At 71.3% G+C, this 22,903-nt stretch carries 25 protein-coding genes; 12 read left to right on the top strand and 13 right to left on the bottom strand.

The window, feature by feature from the left end:
• Positions 1-17 precede the first annotated feature (17 nt).
• The gene (locus ABFX51_RS35815) at positions 18-362 is read left to right on the top strand and encodes a hypothetical protein (protein WP_143249804.1); all 345 of its coding nucleotides are present in this window, start codon (positions 18-20) and stop codon (positions 360-362) included.
• Positions 363-603: 241 nt separating this feature from the next.
• Here ABFX51_RS35815 and ABFX51_RS35810 read toward each other — a convergent pair whose 3' ends face one another.
• Entirely contained in the window at positions 604-873 is a 270-nt protein-coding gene (locus ABFX51_RS35810) for a winged helix-turn-helix domain-containing protein (RefSeq protein ID WP_091504749.1), read from the bottom strand.
• A 64-nt stretch (positions 874-937) separates the two neighbouring features.
• Between ABFX51_RS35810 and ABFX51_RS35805 the strand changes: the two genes are divergently transcribed.
• Genes ABFX51_RS35805 through ABFX51_RS35795 form a run of 3 tightly spaced genes read left to right on the top strand, consistent with a single transcriptional unit; the run spans position 938 to position 3,106 of the window.
• Positions 938-1,222 (top strand): helix-turn-helix domain-containing protein, encoded by a 285-nt coding sequence (locus ABFX51_RS35805; RefSeq protein ID WP_091504750.1) that lies wholly within the window; start codon positions 938-940, stop codon positions 1,220-1,222.
• A gap of 58 nt (positions 1,223-1,280) precedes the next feature.
• A complete protein-coding gene (gene pepE / locus ABFX51_RS35800) occupies positions 1,281-1,997 on the top strand; it encodes a dipeptidase PepE (RefSeq protein WP_091504859.1) in 717 nt (238 codons plus the stop codon).
• Positions 1,994-3,106 (top strand): DUF1015 family protein, encoded by a 1,113-nt coding sequence (locus tag ABFX51_RS35795; RefSeq protein ID WP_346056428.1) that lies wholly within the window; start codon positions 1,994-1,996, stop codon positions 3,104-3,106. Before pepE ends, ABFX51_RS35795 begins: the two co-directional genes overlap by 4 nt.
• On the opposite strand, the gene ABFX51_RS35790 is transcribed toward ABFX51_RS35795, so the two are convergent.
• Complete coding sequence (locus ABFX51_RS35790; protein ID WP_346056427.1) at positions 3,103-3,927, bottom strand: DUF2127 domain-containing protein; 825 nt, start codon at positions 3,925-3,927, stop codon at positions 3,103-3,105. The two genes, ABFX51_RS35795 and ABFX51_RS35790, sit on opposite strands and share 4 nt — an antisense overlap.
• A gap of 477 nt (positions 3,928-4,404) precedes the next feature.
• On the opposite strand from ABFX51_RS35790, the gene ABFX51_RS35785 reads away from it, so the two are divergent.
• Entirely contained in the window at positions 4,405-5,262 is an 858-nt protein-coding gene (locus tag ABFX51_RS35785; protein WP_091504753.1) for a PaaX family transcriptional regulator, read from the top strand.
• A gap of 11 nt (positions 5,263-5,273) precedes the next feature.
• On the opposite strand, the gene ABFX51_RS35780 is transcribed toward ABFX51_RS35785, so the two are convergent.
• Entirely contained in the window at positions 5,274-5,999 is a 726-nt protein-coding gene (locus tag ABFX51_RS35780) for an IclR family transcriptional regulator (RefSeq protein WP_245782928.1), read from the bottom strand.
• Between the two features lie 116 nt (positions 6,000-6,115).
• On the opposite strand from ABFX51_RS35780, the gene styA reads away from it, so the two are divergent.
• Both styA and ABFX51_RS35770 read left to right on the top strand, forming a co-directional pair.
• Positions 6,116-7,342, top strand: a complete 1,227-nt coding sequence (styA, locus tag ABFX51_RS35775; protein WP_346056426.1) for a styrene monooxygenase subunit StyA — start codon at positions 6,116-6,118, stop codon at positions 7,340-7,342.
• Positions 7,343-7,398: 56 nt separating this feature from the next.
• The gene (locus tag ABFX51_RS35770; RefSeq protein ID WP_346056425.1) at positions 7,399-8,229 is read left to right on the top strand and encodes an alpha/beta fold hydrolase; all 831 of its coding nucleotides are present in this window, start codon (positions 7,399-7,401) and stop codon (positions 8,227-8,229) included.
• A gap of 33 nt (positions 8,230-8,262) precedes the next feature.
• Here the strand turns inward: ABFX51_RS35770 and ABFX51_RS35765 are convergent, their stop codons facing one another.
• Positions 8,263-8,457, bottom strand: a complete 195-nt coding sequence (locus ABFX51_RS35765) for a DUF2795 domain-containing protein (protein WP_346056424.1) — start codon at positions 8,455-8,457, stop codon at positions 8,263-8,265.
• 140 nt (positions 8,458-8,597) lie between these two features.
• Here ABFX51_RS35765 and ABFX51_RS35760 point away from each other — a divergent pair, with 140 nt between their 5' ends.
• Entirely contained in the window at positions 8,598-9,017 is a 420-nt protein-coding gene (locus ABFX51_RS35760; protein ID WP_346056423.1) for a VOC family protein, read from the top strand.
• Positions 9,018-9,020: 3 nt separating this feature from the next.
• Here the strand turns inward: ABFX51_RS35760 and ABFX51_RS35755 are convergent, their stop codons facing one another.
• The 5 genes from ABFX51_RS35755 to ABFX51_RS35735 form a co-directional block, all read right to left on the bottom strand.
• Complete coding sequence (locus ABFX51_RS35755) at positions 9,021-9,449, bottom strand: hypothetical protein (protein ID WP_346056422.1); 429 nt, start codon at positions 9,447-9,449, stop codon at positions 9,021-9,023.
• A 74-nt stretch (positions 9,450-9,523) separates the two neighbouring features.
• A complete protein-coding gene (locus ABFX51_RS35750; RefSeq protein ID WP_091504758.1) occupies positions 9,524-11,206 on the bottom strand; it encodes an alpha/beta hydrolase in 1,683 nt (560 codons plus the stop codon).
• A 2-nt stretch (positions 11,207-11,208) separates the two neighbouring features.
• Complete coding sequence (locus tag ABFX51_RS35745; RefSeq protein WP_091504759.1) at positions 11,209-11,520, bottom strand: hypothetical protein; 312 nt, start codon at positions 11,518-11,520, stop codon at positions 11,209-11,211.
• Positions 11,521-11,609: 89 nt separating this feature from the next.
• Positions 11,610-13,244, bottom strand: a complete 1,635-nt coding sequence (locus ABFX51_RS35740; RefSeq protein ID WP_346056421.1) for a thiamine pyrophosphate-binding protein — start codon at positions 13,242-13,244, stop codon at positions 11,610-11,612.
• Between the two features lie 52 nt (positions 13,245-13,296).
• Complete coding sequence (locus ABFX51_RS35735) at positions 13,297-14,298, bottom strand: glutathione S-transferase family protein (RefSeq protein ID WP_346056420.1); 1,002 nt, start codon at positions 14,296-14,298, stop codon at positions 13,297-13,299.
• 86 nt (positions 14,299-14,384) lie between these two features.
• Between ABFX51_RS35735 and ABFX51_RS35730 the strand changes: the two genes are divergently transcribed.
• The gene (locus tag ABFX51_RS35730) at positions 14,385-15,743 is read left to right on the top strand and encodes a WS/DGAT/MGAT family O-acyltransferase (RefSeq protein ID WP_091504762.1); all 1,359 of its coding nucleotides are present in this window, start codon (positions 14,385-14,387) and stop codon (positions 15,741-15,743) included.
• Positions 15,744-15,798: 55 nt separating this feature from the next.
• Here ABFX51_RS35730 and ABFX51_RS35725 read toward each other — a convergent pair whose 3' ends face one another.
• Positions 15,799-17,007 carry an MFS transporter gene (locus tag ABFX51_RS35725; RefSeq protein WP_346056419.1) on the bottom strand — a complete coding sequence of 403 codons (1,209 nt, stop codon included), beginning with the start codon at positions 17,005-17,007 and terminating at the stop codon, positions 15,799-15,801.
• A 58-nt stretch (positions 17,008-17,065) separates the two neighbouring features.
• On the opposite strand from ABFX51_RS35725, the gene ABFX51_RS35720 reads away from it, so the two are divergent.
• The gene (locus ABFX51_RS35720) at positions 17,066-17,404 is read left to right on the top strand and encodes an ArsR/SmtB family transcription factor (protein WP_346056418.1); all 339 of its coding nucleotides are present in this window, start codon (positions 17,066-17,068) and stop codon (positions 17,402-17,404) included.
• Here the strand turns inward: ABFX51_RS35720 and ABFX51_RS35715 are convergent.
• Positions 17,401-18,375: an aldo/keto reductase gene (locus ABFX51_RS35715; RefSeq protein WP_346056417.1), complete on the bottom strand. Its 975-nt coding sequence runs from the start codon at positions 18,373-18,375 to the stop codon at positions 17,401-17,403. The two genes, ABFX51_RS35720 and ABFX51_RS35715, sit on opposite strands and share 4 nt — an antisense overlap.
• A gap of 80 nt (positions 18,376-18,455) precedes the next feature.
• On the opposite strand from ABFX51_RS35715, the gene ABFX51_RS35710 reads away from it, so the two are divergent.
• Positions 18,456-19,694, top strand: a complete 1,239-nt coding sequence (locus tag ABFX51_RS35710) for an MFS transporter (protein WP_346056416.1) — start codon at positions 18,456-18,458, stop codon at positions 19,692-19,694.
• On the opposite strand, the gene ABFX51_RS35705 is transcribed toward ABFX51_RS35710, so the two are convergent.
• Both ABFX51_RS35705 and ABFX51_RS35700 read right to left on the bottom strand, forming a co-directional pair.
• Positions 19,672-21,069: an amidase gene (locus tag ABFX51_RS35705; protein ID WP_346056415.1), complete on the bottom strand. Its 1,398-nt coding sequence runs from the start codon at positions 21,067-21,069 to the stop codon at positions 19,672-19,674. The genes ABFX51_RS35710 and ABFX51_RS35705 overlap by 23 nt on opposite strands.
• Before the next feature lie 7 nt (positions 21,070-21,076).
• The gene (locus ABFX51_RS35700; RefSeq protein ID WP_346056414.1) at positions 21,077-22,054 is read right to left on the bottom strand and encodes a D-2-hydroxyacid dehydrogenase; all 978 of its coding nucleotides are present in this window, start codon (positions 22,052-22,054) and stop codon (positions 21,077-21,079) included.
• Between the two features lie 94 nt (positions 22,055-22,148).
• On the opposite strand from ABFX51_RS35700, the gene ABFX51_RS35695 reads away from it, so the two are divergent.
• Positions 22,149-22,889, top strand: coding sequence for a maleate cis-trans isomerase family protein (locus tag ABFX51_RS35695; RefSeq protein ID WP_091504767.1), 741 nt, complete (start codon positions 22,149-22,151; stop codon positions 22,887-22,889).
• Positions 22,890-22,903 lie beyond the last annotated feature (14 nt).

The following is a 22,903-nucleotide window of genomic DNA, read 5'->3' as shown; positions in this document are numbered from 1 at the left end:
CGCTTCCTCTCCTCGGTGTGCCTGTCCGCCAGTACGGACCCGGAGGAGACCGGGAACTCATCGCCGCGGGCGATTTCCCGCAAGACCTGGTTGGAGCGGACTACGCCGGAGATCCTGTCCCGCTGCGGCGGGCCGACCGGCATCCGCAAGGTCACCGCCATCGCCACCGGCACGGCAAAAGACTGGTCGCCGACATCTGGACCGCACTGGACGAGCAGACCGCCAGCGTCCCGGACACCACCGGCGCCGACGCCGTCCTGCCCCGACTCGCCGACAGCCTGAAAACCGCGTATCAGCAACGCAGCCAGGTGACCACGGAGGTGGAGGAGATACTCGATGCGCACACTCGCGCCGGGTCCTGACCTAGATGCCCGGCAAGGGCGTCAGGACGCCGCCCGCACCCTGCTCGAGACCCGGCGACGCCTCCCACATCCGCCTCGCCCGCCGCTGCGACGTCGTTTACGCCAGCCCCCACTCCGCAAGCCAGCTCCGACGTCGGCGCGGTATCGCCTCCGGCCTGGCTCGACCGAGCAACCCCCGCACTCTGCGCCGACGCTTCGCCTTACGACTTGAAATCAGCCACCCACCCCGCCCCTCATCGCGTCAAGCCGCGCTCCACAGGCATATCGGTGGCTCACGGTCCCGCTTCGCGACGTACGTGCCCTTCGACTTGATCGTGACCACGAGGCCGCGCTCCCGCAGGAGCCGCGTCGCGTGGCGGGCCGTGCCCAGTGAGACGCCGTACTCGCGGGCGAGCTGGGCTTCGGCGGGCAGCGTCGTGTTCGGGGGCAGCTCTCCGGAGAGGATGCGCGCCGCGAGCTCCGCCGCGACGGCTTCGTACAGGTACCCCGGTGTGGTGCGTTCATGATCCATGCGACAAAAAGTACCATAAGAAGAACAAGCTGTCCTGCGAAACGCCGGGACTAAGCTTCTCCCGATGGCTGAGAAGGAACCGGACGAGTCGCTCGACGACCGCCTGCGCGCGCTCGCGACGCGGGTGCGCCGGGCACGCCGCGATCTCGACCTCAGCCAGGAGGACCTCGCCGACCGCGCGGGCGTGTCCCGCTCGGTCGTGGCGGAGCTGGAGCGCTCACGGCTGGACCAGCCGAAGAGCAAGGAGGACCCGCGCCAGCGCCCGCCGCGCAACATCACGCTCGACAGCCTCTTCCGGATGGCCGACGCGCTCGGCATCCACCCCGCGGACCTGCTCGACGACCGCTGACGTGGAGTCCCTCACTCCGGCGGGGCCCCGAGCCGCACCGGCGTGGTAGTCAATGCTGATGCGCCTGCTGTTGCTGTCCAACTCGACCGCCCCTGGCAGGCGGTACCTCGAGCACGCCACCGACGCCCTCGCCGAAACCCTCGACGGCGTGCGCCGCCTGGTCTTCGTCCCGTTCGCGCTCGCCGACCACGACGCCTACACCGCCAAGGCCGCCGAGGCGCTCGCCGCGTTCGGCGTCGAGGTCACCGGAGCCCACCAGGGCGACCCCATCGCGCTGCTCGACGCCGCGCAGGCCGTGTTCGTGGGTGGTGGCAACACGTTCCGGTTGCTGCGCGAGCTGTACGCGCGCGAACTGCTCGCCCCGATCCGGGACCGCGTCGCGCGCGGGACCGTCTACATAGGATCGAGCGCGGGCACGAACGTGGCGTGCCCGTCGATCAGGACCACCAACGACATGCCCATCGTCCAGCCGCCCTCGTTCGACGCGAGCGGGCTGGTCCCGTTCCAGATCAACCCGCACTACCTCGACCCCGTCGAGGGCGATGCGCACATGGGCGAAACGCGGGAGGAACGCATTCTCCAGTTCCTGGAGGAGAACGACGTGCCCGTGCTCGGGATGCGCGAGGGCACGTGGTTGCGCCGCGAGGATTCGTCGCTGACGCTCGGCGGCGTCGAGGCGGGCGCGCGGTTGTTCCGGCGGGACGAAAAACCGGTGGAGATCGAATCCGGCGCGGATCTGAGCGCACTGCTGGAAACGGTGGGCCGTTTCCGGTGACCTGGGCCCGCGCGATTCCGGCCGCCTGGGTCGTGGACGGTGCGGTCCCCGGTCCCGACGTCGACGAGTTCGGCGAGCCGGCGGAGATCGCGGCGGCGCTCGCCCGCACCCCGTCCCCGAGCCTGCTGGCCGTGCAACACCCGCACCGCACGCCGCAGGCGCTCGCCGGCGGGCTGTCGCTCGCGGAGGCGCTGCCCGGTGCCCGCCGCACGCTGGAGCACCTGCTCGCGACCGCCTACACCGGGGTGCACGACGTCGTCGCCGTGTACGAGGTCGCCGGGCGCACGATCGGCGTGCTGTGCCTGATCGACCCGGGCGCGGTGGACGACCAGGTGCGGCACAGCGAGCAGGTGTACCCGGGCATCGTCGCCGAACGCGCGGCGGCGCTGACCTGGCTCGGGCACGCCACCAGCGCCGCGATGCTCGTGCCGCTCGGCGACGACGGTTCGCTGACCGCCGAGGCCCAACGGGCGGTCGCGGGCCAGGAGCCGGTGGTGGTGGCCGGTGAGCACCGGCTGTGGCTCGTCGGCGCGGGTCCGGCACAGCAGGACCTGCTCGCGGCCGTCCAGCGCCGCCCGCTGCTGGTCGCCGACGGCAACCACCGCGTCGCCGCCTCCGCCGCGGCCGGAACCGCCCTCCTCGCACTGGTCACCGCGGGCCCGCACCTGCACCTCGGCGCGATCCACCGCGCGCTGGCCGGCACGGGCCTGACGGCGGCCGGCCTCGCGGCCGCGTGGCGACGTGCCGGACTCGTCGTGCGCGAGGTACCCGGCGCCGCGCCGCCGTCGGTGCCCGGGACGGTGACCGTGCCGCCCGGGCTGGTCGTGGAACTCCCCGCGCCCGCGCCGCCGTTGCCGCGCATCGACCACGGTTTCGTCGAGGACGTGCTGATCGCCGGTGCGCTCGGGCTGGATCCGGAGGGCCCGCACGTGCGCGTGGTCCCCGAGGGGCACGATCCGGGCCCGGACGTCGACGCGGTGTTGCAACTGGCCCCCGTGCCGTTCGCGGACGTGCTCGCGGTGCACGACCAGGGCCGTCGCATGCCCCGCAAGGCCACCTACTTCACGCCGAAACCACGCAGTGGACTGCTGATCGCGAAGCTCGGTTAACGACCGGGCAGGACGCGTTCGACCGCGGACCACCCGGTGTCGCTCGTCCGCTCACCACCGCGGATGCCGAACAGGCGCTTGGCGAACAGCAGGTACACCACGACGGCGAGGTTGATCACCAGCGTGAGGACCTTCAGCACCGTCACCCGGTGCGCGAGCTCGTAGCACTCGGGAACCAGCAGCACGGCGGTCGCGACGAAGGTCAGGTACTCGGCCCACCGCCGGGCGAGCCACAGCCCGATCGCCTCGACGCCCTCCAGCAGCCCGTAGGCCAGGATCACCGCGCCCACCAGCCACAACGTCGAACTCCGCGCGTCGAACAGCTTCGTCGCCTCGCCCAGCAGACCGTCGCCGGAACGGCCGGTGCGGCCACCCAGCGCGCCCTGCAGCGCGTCGGTGATCCGGAAGAACGGGGCGGACAACGACTGCCGCTCGCGGGCGAAGGCGAACACCGCGACGGCGAGCACCGTCAGCACGACGAAGTGCAGGAGCCGGTCGAGCGCGATGAGCCGCAGCACGTAGCGGTCCCGCAGCAGCCGCCCGCGCAGCGGCACGTCCACCTCGTGGAGGTCGGGCAGCCGCTCCCGGCTCGGCGCCGCCGGTGGCGGCAGCGGCACCCAGCTGTCGCACCGCAGGCAGCGGTGCCAGCGCAGCCCGTCGTACTCACGCACGACCATCGCGTCCTCGGGGCGGATGCGCGCGGTGTCGCGGCCGAGCAGGTGGTGCCCGTGGCGGGCGCAGCCGAGCAGTTCGTACGTCAGCCATCCCTGCCTCGCCCCGGTTCCGGGCGGGGCGAGAAGCTCCTCTGCGGGCTCGCTCACGACGGCAGGCTAACGCACGCGAGACCACCACGCCGCGTCGCCAACATTCACTCTGCAAATTGCAGAAACGTGCTCGGTTTCAGTGAGCGGATCGGCTGTTTGCTACATTCCGGTGACGACGCTTCAGGGTCCGCCGCGGCCGACTTATGCTGCAGGGAGCCGAGAGAACCGGATGGTAATCATGGCAACTCGCATTGATTTCGGACCCGGGGTCACCTGTTTCGCGTGCCTCGTGCCGCGGGAGCAGACACCGGAAAACGAAGAATGGTGTTTCGACGTCGAGAACCGGCCGTTGTGCGGGCAGTGCGCCCGTGACGAATGCATTATCCACGAGCCGTGGGGCGGGAATTTCCCGCCCGAGGAATTCCTCCCGCGCCCGGGTGCGGAGCTCTCGTATTTCCTGCCCTGACGCACTATCCTTCCGCCGCCGGTATAACGTGGGGAAACCCGGTGCCGGCGACGGGAGGTGAGGAGCCCATGGGGGATACCGCGGCACGTCCGACGGTGAGCAGGCGGCGCGAAGTCAGCCACACGAGCGCCCGCTCGTTGCTGATGACCGTGCTCGGTGAGTTCGCGCTGCCGCGTGGCCGCCCGGTGTGGACGTCCACGCTGGTCGACGTGCTGGCGATGTTCGGCGTCGAGGAGAAGTCGGCCCGCCAGGCGCTCGCGCGCACGGCGGCCGAGGGCTGGCTCGTGAGCGAACGCGTCGGCAGGCGGGTACGCTGGTCGCTGACGCCGCCGGGGCGGCGGCTGCTCACCGAAGGCGCGGAACGCATCTACGGCTTCGGGCGGGACGGCCGCACGTGGGACGGGCGGTGGCTGATGCTGCTCGTGTCGGTGCCGGAGACGAAACGGGACCTGCGGCACAGCCTGCGCACGCGGCTGACGTGGGCCGGTTTCGGTTCGCCGACGCCGGGCGTGTGGATCAGCGCGGACCCGTGCAGGCAGGACGAGGCGGAACGCATCGTGCGTGAACTGGGCCTCGACCGCGAGGCGATGTCGTTCGTCGCCTCCTACGGCCAGATCGGCGACGAGGACGCGATGGTCTCGCGCGCCTGGGACCTGACCGCGCTGGAGGAGCGCTACGAGGGCTTCATCGACGAGTTCACCGGCCTGCACCCGGCGACCGGGGCGGAGGTGCTGCACGCGCAGACGAAGCTCGTGCACGAATGGCGCCGGTTCCCCTTCCTCGACCCGCAGCTGCCGGTGCGGCTGCTGCCCGCGAACTGGAGCGGCGTGCAGGCCGCGGAACTGTTCCACCGGCTGCACGTCGAGTGGCGCCCCACCGCGCGGCAGCACTGGGCCCTGCTCACGGAGGACGAGGAAGCCGCCTGATCGCCCGCCGTTCAGATCTCCCAGACCTCGTCCGCCGGCCGCGTCAACCGGATCGCCGTGCGGCGCACCGCGTCCGCGGCCTTGTCCTCGCTGATCTCGCCCGCGACGAACACCACCGCGACACAGCCCACCGTGCCCTCGGCGAACCGCACCGGTGCGGCGAGTTCGGTCAACCCGGGGTGCAGCTCGCCGACGGTCCGGACCACTCCGGTCTGCCGCGCCCAGCCGATCTCCGGCCGCTCGTCGGGCCGGGCCGGGCTCGCGGACTGGATCGCCAGGCCGCACGCGCCGCGATCCATCGGCGCCCGGGTCCACGGCCGGTACGCCGCCACACCGGCCCGGTCCCGGTCGGGCTCCACGGTGACCAGCGTGACGACCTGCCCCGCCCTCGGGACCGCGAAGAACGCCGTCGCCCCGACGCTGTTCGCCAGCTCGGCGAGGACGTCGTGCAGCTGTGCCTGGGTCTCGCCGAGCACCGAGCGCGTCAGCACCAGCAGGCCGAGGCCCATGGTGTACCGGCCTTCGGTAGTACGCCGAACGAGTTCCCGATCTTCCAGCGTGCGCAGGATGCGGTAGACAATCGAGCGGTGCAGCCCGGTGGCGGCCGCGAGGTCCTGGCTCGACCGCGCCTGCCCGTCGGCGAGGATGTCGAGGACGTCGAGCGCGCGGTCGAGGGTCTGCGCGCGGACGCCCGGCTTGGTCTCCACCCTGGCTCCCCTCGCTGTTGCCTGCGTCACCCTAACACGGTAGGCTGCTCGAATATCGAGCTGACAGCGTCGTCATCGCTCGATATCCGCGCCGTCCGGGCCGACGCTCAGCATTCCACTTCCCGCACCTCCGACGAAGGAGCGCCATGGACGGAATCGGCATAGTCGGCGCCGGGATCGCCGGCCTGCACCTGGGGTTGCTGCTGCGCCGGCACGGCGTACCGGTGACGATCTACAGCGACCGCACCCCGGAACAACTCGCCGCCGGGCGCATGCTGAACAGCGTCGCGCACCACCACGCCACGGTCGAGCGCGAACGCGAGCTGGGCGTCGACCACTGGGATGCCGAGGAGTACTACTACTTCGGGCACCACCACTACCTCGGCGGCCCGCAGCCGCTGGTGTTCCCCGGGTTCTTCACCGCGCCGTCCCGCGCGATCGACTACCGCATCTACCTGCCGCGGTTGCTGGAGGACTTCGTCGCCCGCGGCGGGGAGTTCGACGTGCGGCCGGTGCAGGCCGCCGACGTGACCCTGTTGTCGGAGCGGCACGAACTCGTCGTGATCGCCTCCGGGCGCGGCACGATGAGCGCGATGTTCCCGCGCAGAGCGGACAAATCGCCGTACGACACCCCGCAGCGCAAGCTGTGCGTCGGGCTGTACGAAGGCGTCGCGCCGAGCGAACCGCGTGGCGTCACGATGAGCGTCGCGCCGGGGCACGGCGAGCTGCTGGAGATCCCGATCTTCTCGGCGGCCGGGCACGTCACGGCGCTGCTGTTCGAAAACGTGCCGGGCGGTGACCTGGAGGTGCTCGCCGAACTCGGTTACGACGAGGACCCTGCGGGCTTCGAGAAGGTGGTCCTGGAGAAGACGCGGCAGCACCACCCGGCGACCTTCGAGCGCATCGATCCGGCGCGGTTCCGCCTGACGGGTCCGCTGGACCTGCTGCAGGGCGGTGTCCTGCCGTCGGTGCGCGAGGACTACGCGCGGCTGCCGAACGGCCGGTACGTGGTGGCGCTGGGCGACGCGCACGTCGTCGTCGACCCGGTGATCGGCCAGGGCGCGAACTGCGCTTCGTACTCGGCGTGGGAACTGGGGCGCACGATCCTGGAGGACCCGAACTTCGACGAGCGCTTCTGCCGCAAGGTCGCCGACCGGCGCCGCAACCGCGTGCACGCCACCGCGGACTGGACCAACCTGATGATCCGCACGCCTCCGCCGCCGCACCTGCTGCGGATGTTCGGCGCGATGGCGCAGCACCGTGAGATCGCCGACGAGTTCACGGAGAACTTCAGCTGGCCCGACCGGCAGTGGGACATCCTCGCGACGCCGGAGCGGGTGGAGCGCTACCTCGCCAGGCACGGCGCGGTCTGACTCCACAGTGGACGCCCTCGCGGAAACTGTCGGTGGTGGTCGCTAGTGTGCGGGTCGTGACCGAACACCTGAGCATCCCGACCCCCGCAGGCTCCTTCGACGCGATCGCCGCCGGGCCCGCCGACGGGCGGCCCGTCCTGCTGCTGCACGGGTTCCCCGAGGCGGCGATCTCGTGGGAGTACCAGGTGAACGTGCTGGGGCAGCGGGGTTTCCGCGCGATCGCACCGGACCAGCGGGGGTACTCGCCGGACGTGCGGCCGAGCGCCGTGGCGGAGTACGGGATCGACGAGCTGGTGGGTGACGTGCTGGCGATCGCCGACGAGCTGGGCTGGTCCCGGTTCGACCTGGTGGGGCACGACTGGGGCGGTGCGGTCGCGTGGTGGACGGCGGCGGAGCACCCGGAGCGGTTGCGCACGTTGTCCGTGGTGTCCACGCCGCACCCCGGCGCGCTGGGCGAGGCGCTGAGCACGGACGAGGACCAGCAGCTGCGCTCGCAGTACATGCGGGACTGGCGGGACAGCAGCACCGAGCGGCGGATGCTCGCGAACGGCGGCGAGGCGCTGCGGCGCATGTTCGAGTGGCGCGTCGGGCAGAGCCGGGTGGACGAGTACCTGCGGCGGCTCGCCGAGCCGGGTGCGCTGACGGCGGCGCTGAACTGGTACCGCGCGAGCCGTCCCGCGGGGAAGATCGGCAAGGTTTCCGTGCCGACGCTGTACGTGTGGAGCACGGAGGACGTGGCCTTCGGCTCGACGGCCGCGTTCGGCACGGAGCAGTGGGTGACCGGCCCCTACTCGTTCCAGATGCTGGAGGACGTCAGCCACTGGGTGCCCGAGGAGGTGCCGGAGGTGCTCACCGGCATGATCCTCGAACACCTGCAGGGCAGGTAGGCTTCCCGCCCGCGGGCGGGAAGCCCACCGCCGTCAGCTGCGCGAGAACTCCTGGCTCACCGCGTTCGGGCCGTCGTGGGTCCGGTCCGGCATCTGTTGCAGGTGCTCCAGCACGTCGTTGTCGGCGCCCTGGGACTTCGCGTGTTCGACGAGGTCGTCGCGGCTGGCCGGGTAGTCGACGCCCGACAGGAACTTCTGCATCTGAATCGGGTTCGGAGTGTCCGCCATGGTGTTTCTCCTTCCTTGCTCCGGCCCCGGACTACCCACCGGCGCGGCCGTCATTCGTGCCGTTTCGGGTCGTGCCCGGAGGGCACCCCATCGGGATGCGGCCGAGCGTTTTTGTCGGTGGGCCGGGCTAGCGTGCGGACATGGCATACGACTTCCAAGTGACCGTGGACTGCGCGCACCCGCACGACCTGGCCGACTGGTGGGCGGAGGCGCTGGGCTGGTCGGTCGAGCCCAGCGACGAGGCGTTCATCCGGCGGATGGTCGCCGAGGGCCAGGCGACCGAAGAGGACACGACGACGCACCGGGGGGTGCTGGTGTGGCGGCTGGGTACGGGCATCCGGCACCCCGAGTCGGGGCGGCGGATCCTGTTCCAGCGCGTGCCGGAGCCGAAGACGGTGAAGAACCGCGTCCACCTGGACGTGTACGTGGGCGACCAGCGAGAAGCGGAGGCGGCGCGCCTGGTGGGGATGGGCGCGAAGGAGCTGTTCCGGGGGCAGCAGGGCCCGTACAAGTGGATCACCCTGGCCGACCCGGAAGGCAACGAACTCTGCCTGCAGTGAGGGTCAGGGGGGTGTGCCGTCAGGCCAGACACAGGGGGACGAGGCGTCGATCGACAGCCCACCCTGCCGGTTCGCCTGGAGGGACATGGTGAACCCGTCGTCGGGGCGGTAGGCGTGCAGGTACCGGTCCTGGGGGCGGGCGTCCTTGTCCACGGTCCACCCGTGTGCCGGCAACCAGGACTTCAGTGCGTCGAAGTAGCTGTCGTACCGAACCTGGTCAAGGCCACGCACCCAATAGGTCCGCCCGGGCTGCACACGCCCGTCGAAGTTGACGCCGGACGCGTCGGTGCAGGCACCGTCCGCGTCACCGAGTAGTTCGAGGGTCGCTTCGGCGGGGAACGCCGCACGGAAACTCTGCAGGTACTCCTCCACCCGTTCCTTGGCTTGCTCCGCCGTCAGGGTGGGCGTGTTCGGATCGGGGGTGGATCGCATTTGTGCGCCTCCGCAAGCTGACAGGACCAGGGTCAGGAACAGGGCTCCCACGCCGGCGCGGAGTCCGGAGGCCATCACCTGTTCCCCGCGATGATCTCGCCCATGGCCTTCAACGACGAAGAACCACGGTCCCAGTATTGGCTGTGCGAATGCCTCGGGTCGCCGGGGTCGGACTCGAACGTCTGCCCGCCGAACCAGGGAGTCGTGGGATCCGGACCCAACGGGTCCAGCCCGTCGGCGTAGGGAAGATCGAAGTTCGTGAGAGCCGGCACAGGATCGGTGGGAGCGTTGCTCGAGAACACGTGTTTCCCAGCCTCGCCGGGAGGCACGCCGTCGAGCCGCAACTCGTCGGCGTGTTCGACGCCCACTCCGGGGCTTCCGACGAAGACCACGTCGTCCGCGGCCAGCCCCTGGTCCCGGGCGGTCTGGCCCACCGCCGTGCTGCCGTAACTGTGCCCGATCACCGTCGTGTGGGCGGCCGGACCCTGGTGCGCGATCCGAAGGCCGTCCTGGAAGTCGTGGAGAGGCTGTTCGGCTTGGTCGGCGTAGCGCGTACTCGCCGCGTCCGGGATCGTTGCGGGAGCGTCATAGCCGACCCAGGTGATCACGGCGGTCGACGCCGAGCCTGCCCGTCGTGCCTGCTCGAGCATGAGATCCGAGCGTTGGATGTTCCCGCCGATGTCGTCGAGTCCGGAGCCGGTGCCGGGGACGAAGGTGGCGACGTTCTGCGCCGTGTCGGGATTGCCTGCCGCGACGATCGCCTTGCCCGCGACGTCCGCGTCGATCTTGAGAAGATACGCGGGCTGGCCGTTCACCGGGTGGTTGAGCCTGTCGTAGATGGCGTCCACCCCGCGCAGTTTGCCCTCGATGTCGGCCAGCTGCTCGGTCAACCGCTCGTAGGCCGCTCGATCGTTGAGCACGATGTCGCCTCCTGCCGTGCGGCGGAGCCCGTCGATGCGGTGCTGGAGTTCCGTTCGCTGCCCGGCGAGGTTTGCGCGGGTCCGGTCCAGCAGCACGCGGTTCGCGTGATCGCGGGCCTCGGTCGGCAGCCCGTCGCGAGGACCGATCAGTTCCGGGTGGTCCCTGGCCAGCACCGTCCGCTGAGCCGGGCTGAGGGTGGCCCACCAAGCGGCGTTGTCAGCGGGCGCGGCACCGGCGGGAGGCGGCGCCGGAATGGTCAGCGACCCGAGTGACCAGCCCGCGTTACCCGCCGCGGCCAGCGAGGTCCCGTCACCATCGATCACGTGGTTGGACAGGATGCGGTCGAGCACGGCGCAGAAGTCGTTGTCCACGTCGTCGGCCGAGCGCAGCACCTCGTGCACCCGGTCCCGCAGCTCCGCGGCGATCCGCTGCCGCTCCGCGGTCACCAGCGAGCCGTCCGGATCGCTTGGCGTGCACACCGGCGGTGGCCCCTGGTCGACGATGGTGCCGTCGTCAGCGATCAGGAATTCCCGCGCCGCAGCGAGGTTTTCGGCCTCCCGCACTCCATTCAGGACACCCGACACCGCATCCGAGACGTCCCCCGCCGCCCGCCGCAGCATGGCGCCCTCGGCGGCGAGCTCTTCGGCCGCCTCGCCCAGTTCGCGCACCTTCGTCGCCGCCGCGTTCGCCGCGGGCCCGGACCAGCCCTTCGGGACGCCGCTCGCGCGCAGTTCGTCGGCACAGCCCATCAACTGCTGATAGCGCCCGTTGAGCACGCCCACCAGTTCCGCGAGCGGTGCGGGGCTCCACCGGACGACCTCACCCCAGGTGACCACGTTCAGTTCAGTCCCCTCGGCGGCTCGAAGCGCCGCAGCTCGCGCTCGGCGGCCTCCTCGTGGGAGCGGTAGAACGCGACCGCCTGGGCCAGCCGGCCCGCGTAGTCGGTGAAACCATCGACGAGAGGCTTCTCCTTACCGGTCCAGCCCCGCTTGACCGCCGCCAGCCTGTCCACGGCGCGAGCACCCGGCAACCCCAGATCACCGTCGGGAACCGCCCCCGCGAAATCCAACGACCGGAACACGTCCGCGACTCGCTGGGCCGCCCGCCCAGCTTCGACCATCCCGCTGAGAACGACCTCGTAATCCGACACCGCCGGAACCCCCTGCTACCCCGCTACGTGTTCAAGCGGTAACGCTACGGTATGGCCGCGCGAGGCTCAATCAACTCGAGTAGAACTACTCAGGGCGTGCGGTACCAGCGCGGCGAGGTGTTGACCGGGGGTTTCAGCGCCGCCCGCACCACGAGGACGTTCGGCTCCTCCGCGCGGACGAACTCCCCCAGCAGGCGGCGGAACGCGCGGCCGAAGCCCTTCACCTCGTCCGCGTGCACGCCGAACGAGCGCGCCAGGCCGACGAAGTTCGGCGTGTGCAGGTCCACCCCGCGGTGCGGCACGCCGGCCCTGTCCTGGTCGAACCGCAGCATCCCGTACCCGCCGTCGTCCACGATGATGACCGTCACCGGCAACGACTCCTGCGCCAGGGTGGCCAGATCCCCGCAGCCGTAGAGGAAACCGCCGTCCCCGCTGACGCACACCACCCGTCCGCCGCCCGCCGCGGCCGCGCCGAGTGACGCCGGGAAGCCGAACCCGAGCGTGCCCCACCCCATCGGGTAGGCGAACCGGCGTGGCGCGCTCACCCGGTGGTACCCGCCGGCCCAGTAGCCCGCCACGCACATGTCCGCGACGACGACCGCACCCTCGGGCAGCGTCTCCTCCAGCGTGCCCAGGAAGTCCGCGGCCTGCGGCTCCTCCGCCCGCATCCGCCGCCGCACCGTGTCCTCGATCCGCCGCAGCCGCGCCGTCAGCTCCCCCAGCCCCGGCCGCGCCACGAGCCCGCCCACCAGCTGCGCCACGACGTCCCGCGCGTCCCCGACGAGCGTGACGTCCGGCTGGTAGTTCTTCGCCGCGTCCTTGGCGTCCACGTTCACCGCGATCAGCTTCGGCGGCCGCGGCATGCGCCAGTTCTGCGTCATCAACCCGTCGAAGTCGCTGCCCACGCCCAGCACCACGTCGGCCTCGTCCCACAACGCGCCGACCTCGGGGGCGTGCACCGGGGTCGGCGCGAGACACGGGTGCCCGGGCGGCAACAACCCCCGTCCCGCGAACGTCGTGATCACCGGGGCCGTCAGCTTCTCCGCCAGCTCCCCCACGACCGGCCCCGCCTCCGCCCGCACGGCACCGCCGCCCGCCCAGATCACCGGCCGTTCGGCACCGGCCAGCAATGCGAGCGCGTAGTCCAGCTGGTCCAGGTCGACCGCCGTGAACCGCTCCGTGACCTCCGACTCCGGCCTGCGCTCGGTCTCGGCCCGCAGGAAATCCGTCGGGATGCCGACGTACACCGGGCCGCTCTGCGGTTCGCGCGCGATGCGGGCGGCCCTGGCGACAGCGGGCGCGAGATCGGCGGGCGACTTGACGGTGATCGCGGCCTTCGTGACCGGCGCGAACATCGCGGCCTGGTCGCTGGTCTCGTGCAGCACGCCCCGCACGGTGCCGGGGCGGCGCAGCGCCGACGGGATGTCCGTGGCCAGCACCAGCACCGGGGACGCCGAGGCCATCGCCTCGCCGACCGCGCCCAGCGTGTTCGCCGCGCCGGGACCGGTGGTGACGACCGCGACGCCGAGCCTGCCCGTCGCCCTGGCGTACCCGTCGGCCGCGTAACCCGCGGTCTGCTCGTGCCGGACGCCGATCAGCCGGATGCCGCTGCCCGCGACCGCCTCCCAGATCGGCAGGTTGTGCACGCCGGGCAGGCCGAACGCCACGTCCGTCCCTAGCTCGGCCAGCACGTCCACGAGATGTTCCGCGCCGGTCTTGTTCACCCGACCAGGTTAGGCCCCCACGGAGCGGAGCCACTCTCGGTGGGTCCCCGCCTCACCACTGGGGCGGCACGGCCTCGGCGGCGGGCGGCGGACCGGGCGGGGTGCCGTCCCCGAACGGCCGCCCGCCGAGCTCCTCGCGCCCGTGCGGTTCCGCCCAGGACCGCAGGTCCGGACCTTTCGGCACGATCCGCGTCGGGTTGACCTGCTCGTGCACCTGGTAGTAGTGCCGCTTGATGTGGTCGAAGTCCACCGTGTCGCCGAAACCGGGCGTCTGGAACAGATCGCGCGCGTACGCCCACAACACCGGCATTTCGCTCAGCTTCTGGCGGTTGCACTTGAAATGCCCGTGGTAGACCGGGTCGAAGCGGACCAGCGTGGTGAACAACCGGATGTCCGCCTCGGTGATCGTGTCACCGACGAGAAAGCGCTGTCGGGAAAGCCGGTCCGACAATTGGTCCAACCGGGCGAACAACCGCGAATACGCGTCGTCGTAGGCGGACTGTTTCGTCGCGAAACCCGCCTCGTACACCGCCGCGTTCACGTCGCGGTACACCGCCTGGTTGATTTCGTCGATCTCGTCGCGGTGCTCTTCCGGGTACAGGTCGGGCGCGCCTTCCCGGTGGTACGCCGTCCACTCCGTGGAAAAGTCCAGCGTGATCTGCGGGTAGTCGTTGGTGACGAGCTTGCCGCTGGGGATGTCGACGACGGCGGGCACGCTGATCCCGCCGTCGTACGCCGGATCCGCCGCGTGGTACGCCTCGGCGAGGAAACGGATGCCCAGCACGGGATCCCGGCCGTCCGGGTCGAGCGTGAAGCGCCAGCTGCGTTCGTCCTGGATGGGGTCGGCGACCGCCACCGAGATCGCCTCCTCCAGCCCCAGCAGCCGCCGCACGACCAGTCCCCGGCTCGCCCACGGGCACGCGCGGCTGACCACGAGCCGGTACCGCCCCGGCTCCACCGGCCAGCCGTCCCGGCCGTCGGCGGTGATGCGCGCGGCGAAGTGGTTGGGGGACCGCACGAACTCCCCGGTTTCCGGATCGGTCGGAATGGTCATACCGACACCCTAGATGGGGTGCGCGGGCCTAGCATTGTGCGAACGACGGCGGCCACGCGTGGCACTGCACGAGAGGTGGACCCGGAATGGCGCTGATGCCCTTCACCGACTCGATGTTCCTCCTGGTCGAAAGCCGCGAGCACCCGATGCACGTCGGCGGCCTCCAGCTGTTCCGCAAACCCGACGGCGCGGGGGAGGACTTCCTCCGCGGGCTGCGGGACGACCTGCTCAAGGCCGACGGCGTGCCGCCGCTGTTCCGCCGCCGCCCCGCGCGGCCGGTGAACACCCTCGGCTACCTGGCGTGGATCCAGGACGAGGACATCGATCTGGACTACCACTTCCGGCATTCCGCGCTGCCGCAGCCCGGCCGGATCCGGGAGTTGCTGGAGCTGACGTCCCGCTGGCACAGCACGCTGCTCGACCGGCACCGCCCGCTGTGGGAGATCCACCTCGTCGAAGGCCTGCGGGACGGCCGGTTCGCGATGTACAGCAAGATCCACCACGCGCTCATGGACGGCGTGTCCGCGCTGCGGCACCTGCAGGGCACGCTGTCCGACGACCCGGACGACCACGACTGCCCGCCGCCGTGGGGTTCCCGGCGCGCGCCGCGGGAGAGGACCCGGGGCACTCGGTCGCTGCTGCACACGGCACGCACGTCGCTGGAGCAGCTCGCGGGAGTCGCCCCGGCCGCGCTGCGCGTCGCGCGGGAGGCGTTCCGCGAGCACACGCTGACGTTGCCGATGCAGGCGCCGCGCACGATGCTGAACGTGCCGATCGGCGGTGCGCGCCGGTTCGCCGCGCAGTCCTGGCCGCTGGCGCGCGTGCGCTCGATCGCCGCGCGCACGGGGACGTCACGCAACGACGTGGTGCTCGCGATGTGCGCCGGTGCGCTGCGGGACTACCTGATCGAGCAGAGCGCGCTGCCGGACGCCCCGCTGGTCGCGATGGTGCCGGTGTCGATGCGCAAGCAGACCGAGGTGCAGTCCAGCGGCAACCAGATCGGCGCGCTGCTGTGCAATCTCGCCACCGACAAGTCGGATCCGGCGATCCGGCTCGCGACGATCCACCACTCGATGCGCGAGGCGAAGCGGATCTTCAACGAGCTGACGCCCGTCCAGGCGCTGCTGCTGTCGGGGATCAACGTGGCGCAGCTGGGGATTTCGACGGTGCCGGGCGTCGTGTCCAACACCCGGCCCCCGTTCAACCTCGTGATCTCCAACGTGCCGGGGCCCCGCAAGCAGATGTACTGGAACGGGGCGGCGCTCGACGGGATCTACCCCGCGTCGGTGCTGCTGGACGGGCAGGCGCTCAACATCACGCTGACCAACAACGGGGACAACCTGGACTTCGGGATCACGGGCTGCCGCCGCAGCGTCCCGCACCTGCAGCGGCTGCTCCTCCACCTGGACACCGCTCTTTCGGAGCTGGAGGCGGCGGTGGCCTGAACTCCACTTTGGACGGTGGGCTCAGGGGGCCCCGGTGAGCCAGAGTTCGTCGAACTCACCGAGGCGCAGGTGGACCGACATCGAGCTCTCTCCTTCTCCCGGGTTGACGTTGGCGTTCCGGCGCCGTGGCCCAGAGGAACACCAGCGTGACCAGTGCCGCGCCGGCGGCGACGAGGGGCACGAACCCGGGCCCGGCCGCGGCGATCACCCCACCGCCCAGCGCCGATCCCCCTCCGGTGCCGACGTAGATCATCGAGCCGTTCAGCCCGAGCGCCACGGTCGCCGCGGTACCGCTGGCCGCGAAAACCCGGGTCTGCTGCGGCGTGATCTGGAAGGAGCCGACCAGGCCGAGCACGGCGAGCGCGACGATCGCCGGGACGAGGCTCAGCCGGACGAACCACAGCGCGACCAGTGCCACCGCGCTGACGGTCAGGCCCACGGTGATCACCCGGAGCCCGCCCCACCGGTCGGCGAGGTGGCCGACGAGCCGGTTCCCGGTGAAGAGGGCGACACCGAACACGACCAGCGCGACGAGCACCGACGTGTCCGTCTGCCCCTGCGCGCCGATGATCGGGGCGACGTAGCTGAGGACGGTGTACTGCGGCACGAGCTGGAGCGCGGTGCCGCACAGCAGCAAGAGCATGCTGGGGGTACCGAGGAGGCGGAGCCGCTCACGCAGTGACGCGGCGGGCAGCCGCACGCTGGGCAGCACCAGGCAGAGCGCCGCGGCCACCGCCGCCACGCCGGTGACCAGCCACAGCGCCGCGCGCCAGCCGATCTGCTGCCCGACCAGCACTCCGACCGGCACCCCGACGACCGTGGCCAGGCTCGACCCGGCACCGACCATCGCCAGCGCACGCGCCCGACGCTCCGGTGGGGCGAGAAACCCGACGACCGCGTACGCGTTCGCCTGGAACCCGGCCGCGCCCAGCGCGGCCAGGACCCGCCCGGCCAGCACCACCCCGTAGGTCGGGCCGAGCGCCTGGCCGACCATGCCGAGCAGGAAGACCGCCATCCCGCCGCCGAGCACCACGCGCCGGTCGAGCCGGCCCGTGGCGGTCGCGATCAGCGGCGATCCGATCGCGTAGGTGAGGGCGAACGCCGTGGTCAGCTGCCCGGCCTGGGCGACGCTGACGTGCAGGTCTTGGGCGACCGCGGGCAGCAGCCCCGCCAGCACGAAGCTGTCGACCCCGAGCACGAACGTACCGACGGCGAGCAGCACCAGCCGCGCCGACGGATCAGACTTCGATGACAGTCGAACCACGACGGCCACGGTAGGCTAGAATTCGATGAACGTCAAAGTGTCGCGTGGAGGAGGTCCGATGTCGCGAACGCTGCCGGAGCCGTCGATCGACGAACTGGACCTGACGGCGATCCTCGGCGCGCTGGTCGACCCGGCCCGCCGCGCGATCATGACCGTGATGTACCGGGGACCGGAGCCGTTCGACTGCAGCGCCAGCACGTGGTGCGCCAACCTCGGGGTCACCCCGCCGACCATCTCGCACCACTTCCGGACGTTGCGCGAGGCCGGCCTGACCCGCACCGTGGTCGACGGGCGCTCGCGCAACGTCCGGGTGCGCAAGGAAGATGTGGAGAAACGCTTCCCCGGCCTCCTCGATGCCGTGCTGGGCCACGACACGGAGGGGTCAGACACGCTCTAGGCCACGCCCTCCGGGCTCGCGCCCTCGACCTGGACGCCGCGGGCGGTGATGCGCTCGATCTCCGCGATCTCGTCGGGGGTCAGTTCGACGTCCGCCGCGCCGAGGCTGTCCTCGATGTTCTTCGCCCGGCGGGCGCCGACGATCGCCACGTGCACGCCCGGCTTGTGCAGCGTCCAGGCGATCGCGAGCTGGCTGACCGTGCATCCCTTGTGCTCGGCGAAAAGCTTCAGCTCCTCGACCACCTCCAGGTTCCGCCGGAGGTTGTCGCCCTGGAACGCGGACGACCTGGCGCGCCAGTCACCGTCTTCGAAGGTCGCGTCCGGCTTCAGCGCGCCGGTGAGCAGCCCGCTGCCGAGCGGGCTGTAGACCAGCACGCCGATCTCGTGCTCGCGGCAGTACGGCAGCGGGTCTTCCTCGATGGCGCGGCGGAACAGGTGGTACGGCGGCTGCAGCGTCTCCACCGGCCGGACGCGGTCGAAGGCCGCCAGCTGCGAAGTGTCGTAATTGGACACTCCGACGTGCCGGATCTTGCCCTCGTCGACCAGTTCCTGCAACGCGCTCGCGGTCTCCTCGGCCGGGGTGTCCGGGTCCGGCCAGTGCACCTGGTACAGGTCGATGTAGTCGATCTCCAGGTGGCGCAGGCTTTCCTCGACGCCGTGCCGCAGCCACGAGCGGCGCGCGTCCCGCGGCCGGTCGCTGCCGGGGTTGACGCCGCCCTTGGTCGCGATCACCAGGTTTTCGCGGTCCCGCTTGAGTTCCTCGCGCAGCGCCCGGCCGAGCAGGGCCTCCGACTTGCCGAACCCGTAGGCCTGCGCGGTGTCGAAGAAGTTCACGCCCAGCTCCCGGGCGTGCTGGATGGCCCGGACCGCCGCGTCCTCGTCGAAGGCGCCCCAGTCGCCGCCGAGCTGCCAGGTGCCGAACGCGATGCGGGAGACCTCCAGCCCGCTCCTGCCCAAAGTCGTCGTACGCATGCTTCCAGCTCAGCACATCCGGCCGTTCGCCGCATCGCCGAGTAGCCCCGCTCACAGCGATGATGGGGCACACTCGTGTCGTGCCACACGAAAACCCGCACGGCGGACAAGGCGCGGTGAAGCCGCTGGCGCACAAGGACTTCCGCTGGCTGCTGGCGGGCCGGACGAGTGGTGAACTGGGCAACGCGGTCGCGCCGGTGGCGCTCGCGTTCGCGGTGCTCGACCGCACGGGGTCGGCGGTGGACCTCGGGCTCGTCGTGGGGGCCCGGTCGGTGGCGAGCGTGCTGCTGGTGTTGTTCGGTGGCATGCTCGCCGACCGGCTGCCACGCTCGGTGATCCTCCAGGGCACCGAACTCGCCGCGACGCTCACCCAGGCGGCGATCGCCGCGAGTGTCCTTTTCGGATTCGCCTCCTTGCCGTTGCTGGTGGGCCTGAGTGCGGTCAACGGCGCGGTCGCCGCGGTTTCACTACCGGCGGCGTCGGCGCTGACCCCGCAGACGGTGCCGGAAACCGTGCTGGGACAGGCGAACGCGTACGTCCGGATCGGCGCGAACCTGGGCCGGTTCACGGGAGCGGCACTGGGCGGGGTGCTCGTCGCCGGCCTCGGCGCGGGTGGCGCGATCGCGGTGAACGCGGCTCTGTTCCTGTGTGCGGGCCTCTGCTACCGGGGAATCCGGGTCGGGCTGCGGCCGGCACCGGCGTCCCGGCCGCTGGCCGAACTCGCCGACGGCTGGCGGGAGTTCGCGTCGCGGATGTGGGTGTGGGCGGTCGTGGCGCAGTTCTGCGTCGTCAACGCGGTGAACGCGGGTGCGGTGCAGGTGCTGGGCCCCGTCGTCGCGAACGGGACGATCGGCAGGGCCGCGTGGGGTTTCGTGCTGGCGGCCCAGACGGTCGGCGCGCTGGCGGGCGGGGTGCTCGCGGCGCGGTGGCAGCCGCGGCGCGCGCTGCTGGTCGGTGTGGCGGTCACGTTCGCGGACGCCCTGCCGGTGGTGCTGGCGCAGGCGCCGCTCGTGCCGCCGCTGCTGGTGGCGGGGTTCGTCACGGGCGTCGCGGTGGAGCTGTTCACGGTGGCGTGGGACGTGTCGCTGCAGGAGAACATCCCGCCGGACCGGCTCGCGCGGGTGTACGCCTACGACATCCTCGGCTCGCTCGTCGCGCTGCCGGTGGGCACCGTCGCCGCCGGGCCGCTCGCCGCGCACTTCGGCACGCGGGCGACCCTGCTCGGCGCCGCCGTCCTCCTCACGGCGGCCACGGCGGCGGCGCTGCTGAGCAGGGACATCCGCACCTTGCGGCGGATCAGCCCGCGGCCATCCGGCTGACGCGGATCGGGCGGATCTCCTCCACCAGCTTCGCCACCGCGAGGACCAGGTCGTCCGAGTGCCGCGGGCCCACGATCTGCAGCCCGACCGGCCGCCCGTCCTCCGTCACGCCCGCCGGGACGCTGATCGCCGGCTGCTGGGTCATGTTGAACGGGTACGTGAACGGCGTCCACTCCGGCCAGCTCGACAGGCCGCTGCCCGGCGGCACCTCGTACCCGGCCTCGAACGGCGGGATGCCGACCGTCGGCGTGATGAGCACGTCGTACCGCGTGTGGAACTCGCCCATGAGGATGCCGAGCGCGGCGCGCTCCGCGTTGGCGGCCAGGTAGTCCGCCGCCGAGTACGTCTTCCCCTGCTCCCACACGCGCCGCAGGCCCGGGTCGATCCTCTCCTCGGACCCCGGCGGGAAGGTGTTCAGCCACTGCGCGGCACCCGTGGACCACAGCACGTCGAAGGCGTCCTTCGGGTCGCTGAAGCCCGGGTCGGTCTCCTCGATGCGCAACCCCGCGTCTTCCAGCCCGGCCACGGCGGAGCGCACCAGGCTCGCCACTTCCGGATCGACCTCCGCGAAACCCAGCGTCGGCGAGAACGCCGCGATCAAGCCCCGCACGTCACGCCGGACGGCCTCGCGGTACGCGCTGATCGGCGGCGGCAGCGCGTTGGGGTCGCGGTGGTCGGGCAAGGTCAGCACGTCCAGCATCAACGCGACGTCGTCCACCGAACGCGCCATCGGCCCGGCGTGCGAGAGCGCGCCGAACGGGCTCGCCGGGTACAGCGGCACGCGGCCGTACGTCGGCTTCAGCCCGACGATGCCGCAGAACGCGGCGGGAATCCGGATGGACCCGCCGCCGTCGGTGCCGACGGACAGCTCCCCCATCCCGGCCGCGACCGCCGCCGCGCTGCCGCCGCTCGACCCGCCCGCGGTCAGCGCCGTGTCCCACGGGTTGCGCGTGATGCCGCAGAGCGCGCTGTCGGTGACCCCCTTCCACGCCAGTTCCGGCGTGGTCGTCTTGCCGAGCAGCACCAGTCCGTTCTCCCGCAACCGCGCGGCGACCGGGCTGTCCACGTCCCACGGCTGGTTCGGGTCGACGCACGTCGAGCCGCGCAACGTCGGCCAGCCCGCGGTGAGGAACATGTCCTTGATCGACGTCGGCACCCCGTCGAGCCAGCCGATGGGGTTGCCCTCCCGCCAGCGGGTTTCGGACGCCTTCGCACCCTCCAGCGCGACCTCGCGGTCGACGAGGCAGTAGGCGTTGACCTCGCCGTCGCGTTCCTCGATGGCGTTCAGCGCGGACTCGGTGGCCTCCACGGGCGACAGCTCGCCGGTGGAGTACGCGGCGACCAGCTCGCTGGCCGTCAACAGGGTGCTCATCATGCTCCTTTTAATGCCCCGACGGCACGTAGCCCAACTGTTTGTCGACGACATTACGAAGCGGGCGGCCATCGCGCCACCGTGCGAAGTTGTCGGCGAACACCTCGACGAGCGTGTTCCGCCAGCCGACGAAGTCCCCGGACATGTGCGGGGAGATCACCACGTTGGCCAACGTCCACAGTGGATGGTCGACGGGCAGCGGCTCGGTGTCGAACACGTCGAGCGCGGCCCCGGCGATCTCTCCCGCGCGCAAGGCCGTGACCAGCTCGTCCGTCACCACCAGCTCGCCCCGGCCGACGTTGACGAACCGGGCGGACGGCTTCATCGCGGCGAAGGCCGCGGCGTCGAACATGCCCTTGGTCTCGTCGGTCAGCGGCGCCACGGCGATCACGTAGTCGAACCCGGCCACCACCCGGACGAGGTCCGCCGAGGCGTGCACGGTGCCGAAGTCCGGATCTTCCCCACGGGCGCGGCGGCCCATGCCGGAGACGTCGAGCCCGGCGGCACGCAACAGCCGCGCGATGGCGCGGCCGATCGGCCCGGTGCCGACGACGAGCGCGCGGCGCCCAGCGACCCGCTCGCTCTCGCGGTGCTGCCAGCGACGCTGCCGTTGCAGCTCGAGCGAGCGCGGCAGGTCCTTGGCGAACGCGATGACCACGCCGAGCACGTACTCGGCGATGGAGTCGTCGAACACACCCCGCGAATTGGTCAGGACCACGTCGCTTTCGCGCAGTTCGGGGAACATCACCGGGTCCACGCCCGCGCTCGCGATGTGCACCCAGCGGATGCGGTCGGCGGCGTGCCAGGCGCCCGGCACGGCGGTGGAGAGGAAGTCGTAGACGAACAGCGCGTCGGCGCCCCGAAGCGCGTCCGGGAGCCCTTTTTCGTCCGTGTAACGGATTTCCGCCGCCGCCTCGACCGCGTCCATGTCCGGGGGGCGCCGATCACCGCAGAGCACCGCCAGCACCGGGATTTCCGTGCCGATCATCGTTGACACGGTAGGAGCCGGTCGTATGATTGTCAACAATCCGAGGAGCCACCCCGGAGGCCTTCGTCCAGAGCGTCACCTTCGGAGCCGAGCCTTGGATTTGGACTTCCCTGCCTTCGACGGCCCACTGGCACAGCGGGGGATCGGCGTCATCGCGCCGTTCGACCTCGCACTCGAGCGCGAGCTGTGGCGCTGGGTGCCGATGGAGGTATCACTGCACCTCGCGCGCACCCCGTACGAACCCGTGCCGGTGAGCATGGAGATGGCGCAGCTCGTCAGCAACAGCGCACACCTCGCCGCGGCCACCCGCGACGTCCTGCACGTCGAGCCCGAGGTCGTCGCATACCTGTGCACGTCGGGCAGCTTCGTCAACGGCATCGACTACGAACGCTCCCTGTGCAAGGCGATCTGCGACGCCGGCGCGCCGGACGCGGTGACCACGTCGGGCGCGCTCGCCGAGGTGCTGGACCAGCTGGACGTGCACCGGGTCGCCGTGATCACGCCCTACGACGCCGACCTCACCGGGAAGCTGCACGACTTCCTCGCCGAGATGAACGTCGAGACCGTGGCGAGCGAGCACCTCGGCCTGGGCGGCGGGATCTGGAAGGTCAGCTACCGCACGATCGCGGAGCGCATCTTCGCCGCGGACCACGCCGACGCGGAGGCGATCTTCGTGAGCTGCACGAACCTGCCCACCTACGACCTGATCGAGCCGCTGGAGGTCGCGCTCGGCAAGCCGGTGCTGACCGCCAACCAGCTGACCATGTGGGCCTGCCTGAAGCGGATGCAGCTGCCGATCGTCGGACCCGGCAAGTGGTTGAAGGAAGTATCGTAGGATTGTCGACAACC

Origin of the sequence: Amycolatopsis dongchuanensis (genome assembly GCF_039542405.1) — a bacterium.
Taxonomy (GTDB): Bacteria; Actinomycetota; Actinomycetes; order Mycobacteriales; family Pseudonocardiaceae; genus Amycolatopsis_E; species Amycolatopsis_E sacchari.
Note: the sequence above shows the minus strand (reverse complement) of the source record. Positions and strands in the feature narration are given on the sequence as shown.

What these genes read in the sequence shown, in the direction of transcription:
- ABFX51_RS35810 (WP_091504749.1), bottom strand. Translation starts at nt 873, where the DNA reads ATGGATCATGAACGCACCACACCGGGGTACCTGTACGAAGCCGTCGCG.
- ABFX51_RS35805 (WP_091504750.1), top strand. Translation starts at nt 938, where the DNA reads ATGGCTGAGAAGGAACCGGACGAGTCGCTCGACGACCGCCTGCGCGCG.
- pepE (WP_091504859.1), top strand. Translation starts at nt 1,281, where the DNA reads ATGCGCCTGCTGTTGCTGTCCAACTCGACCGCCCCTGGCAGGCGGTAC.
- ABFX51_RS35785 (WP_091504753.1), top strand. Translation starts at nt 4,405, where the DNA reads ATGGGGGATACCGCGGCACGTCCGACGGTGAGCAGGCGGCGCGAAGTC.
- styA (WP_346056426.1), top strand. Translation starts at nt 6,116, where the DNA reads ATGGACGGAATCGGCATAGTCGGCGCCGGGATCGCCGGCCTGCACCTG.
- ABFX51_RS35765 (WP_346056424.1), bottom strand. Translation starts at nt 8,457, where the DNA reads ATGGCGGACACTCCGAACCCGATTCAGATGCAGAAGTTCCTGTCGGGC.
- ABFX51_RS35760 (WP_346056423.1), top strand. Translation starts at nt 8,598, where the DNA reads ATGGCATACGACTTCCAAGTGACCGTGGACTGCGCGCACCCGCACGAC.
- ABFX51_RS35755 (WP_346056422.1), bottom strand. Translation starts at nt 9,449, where the DNA reads ATGCGATCCACCCCCGATCCGAACACGCCCACCCTGACGGCGGAGCAA.
- ABFX51_RS35735 (WP_346056420.1), bottom strand. Translation starts at nt 14,298, where the DNA reads ATGACCATTCCGACCGATCCGGAAACCGGGGAGTTCGTGCGGTCCCCC.
- ABFX51_RS35730 (WP_091504762.1), top strand. Translation starts at nt 14,385, where the DNA reads ATGGCGCTGATGCCCTTCACCGACTCGATGTTCCTCCTGGTCGAAAGC.
- ABFX51_RS35720 (WP_346056418.1), top strand. Translation starts at nt 17,066, where the DNA reads ATGTCGCGAACGCTGCCGGAGCCGTCGATCGACGAACTGGACCTGACG.
- ABFX51_RS35715 (WP_346056417.1), bottom strand. Translation starts at nt 18,375, where the DNA reads ATGCGTACGACGACTTTGGGCAGGAGCGGGCTGGAGGTCTCCCGCATC.
- ABFX51_RS35705 (WP_346056415.1), bottom strand. Translation starts at nt 21,069, where the DNA reads ATGATGAGCACCCTGTTGACGGCCAGCGAGCTGGTCGCCGCGTACTCC.
- ABFX51_RS35700 (WP_346056414.1), bottom strand. Translation starts at nt 22,054, where the DNA reads ATGATCGGCACGGAAATCCCGGTGCTGGCGGTGCTCTGCGGTGATCGG.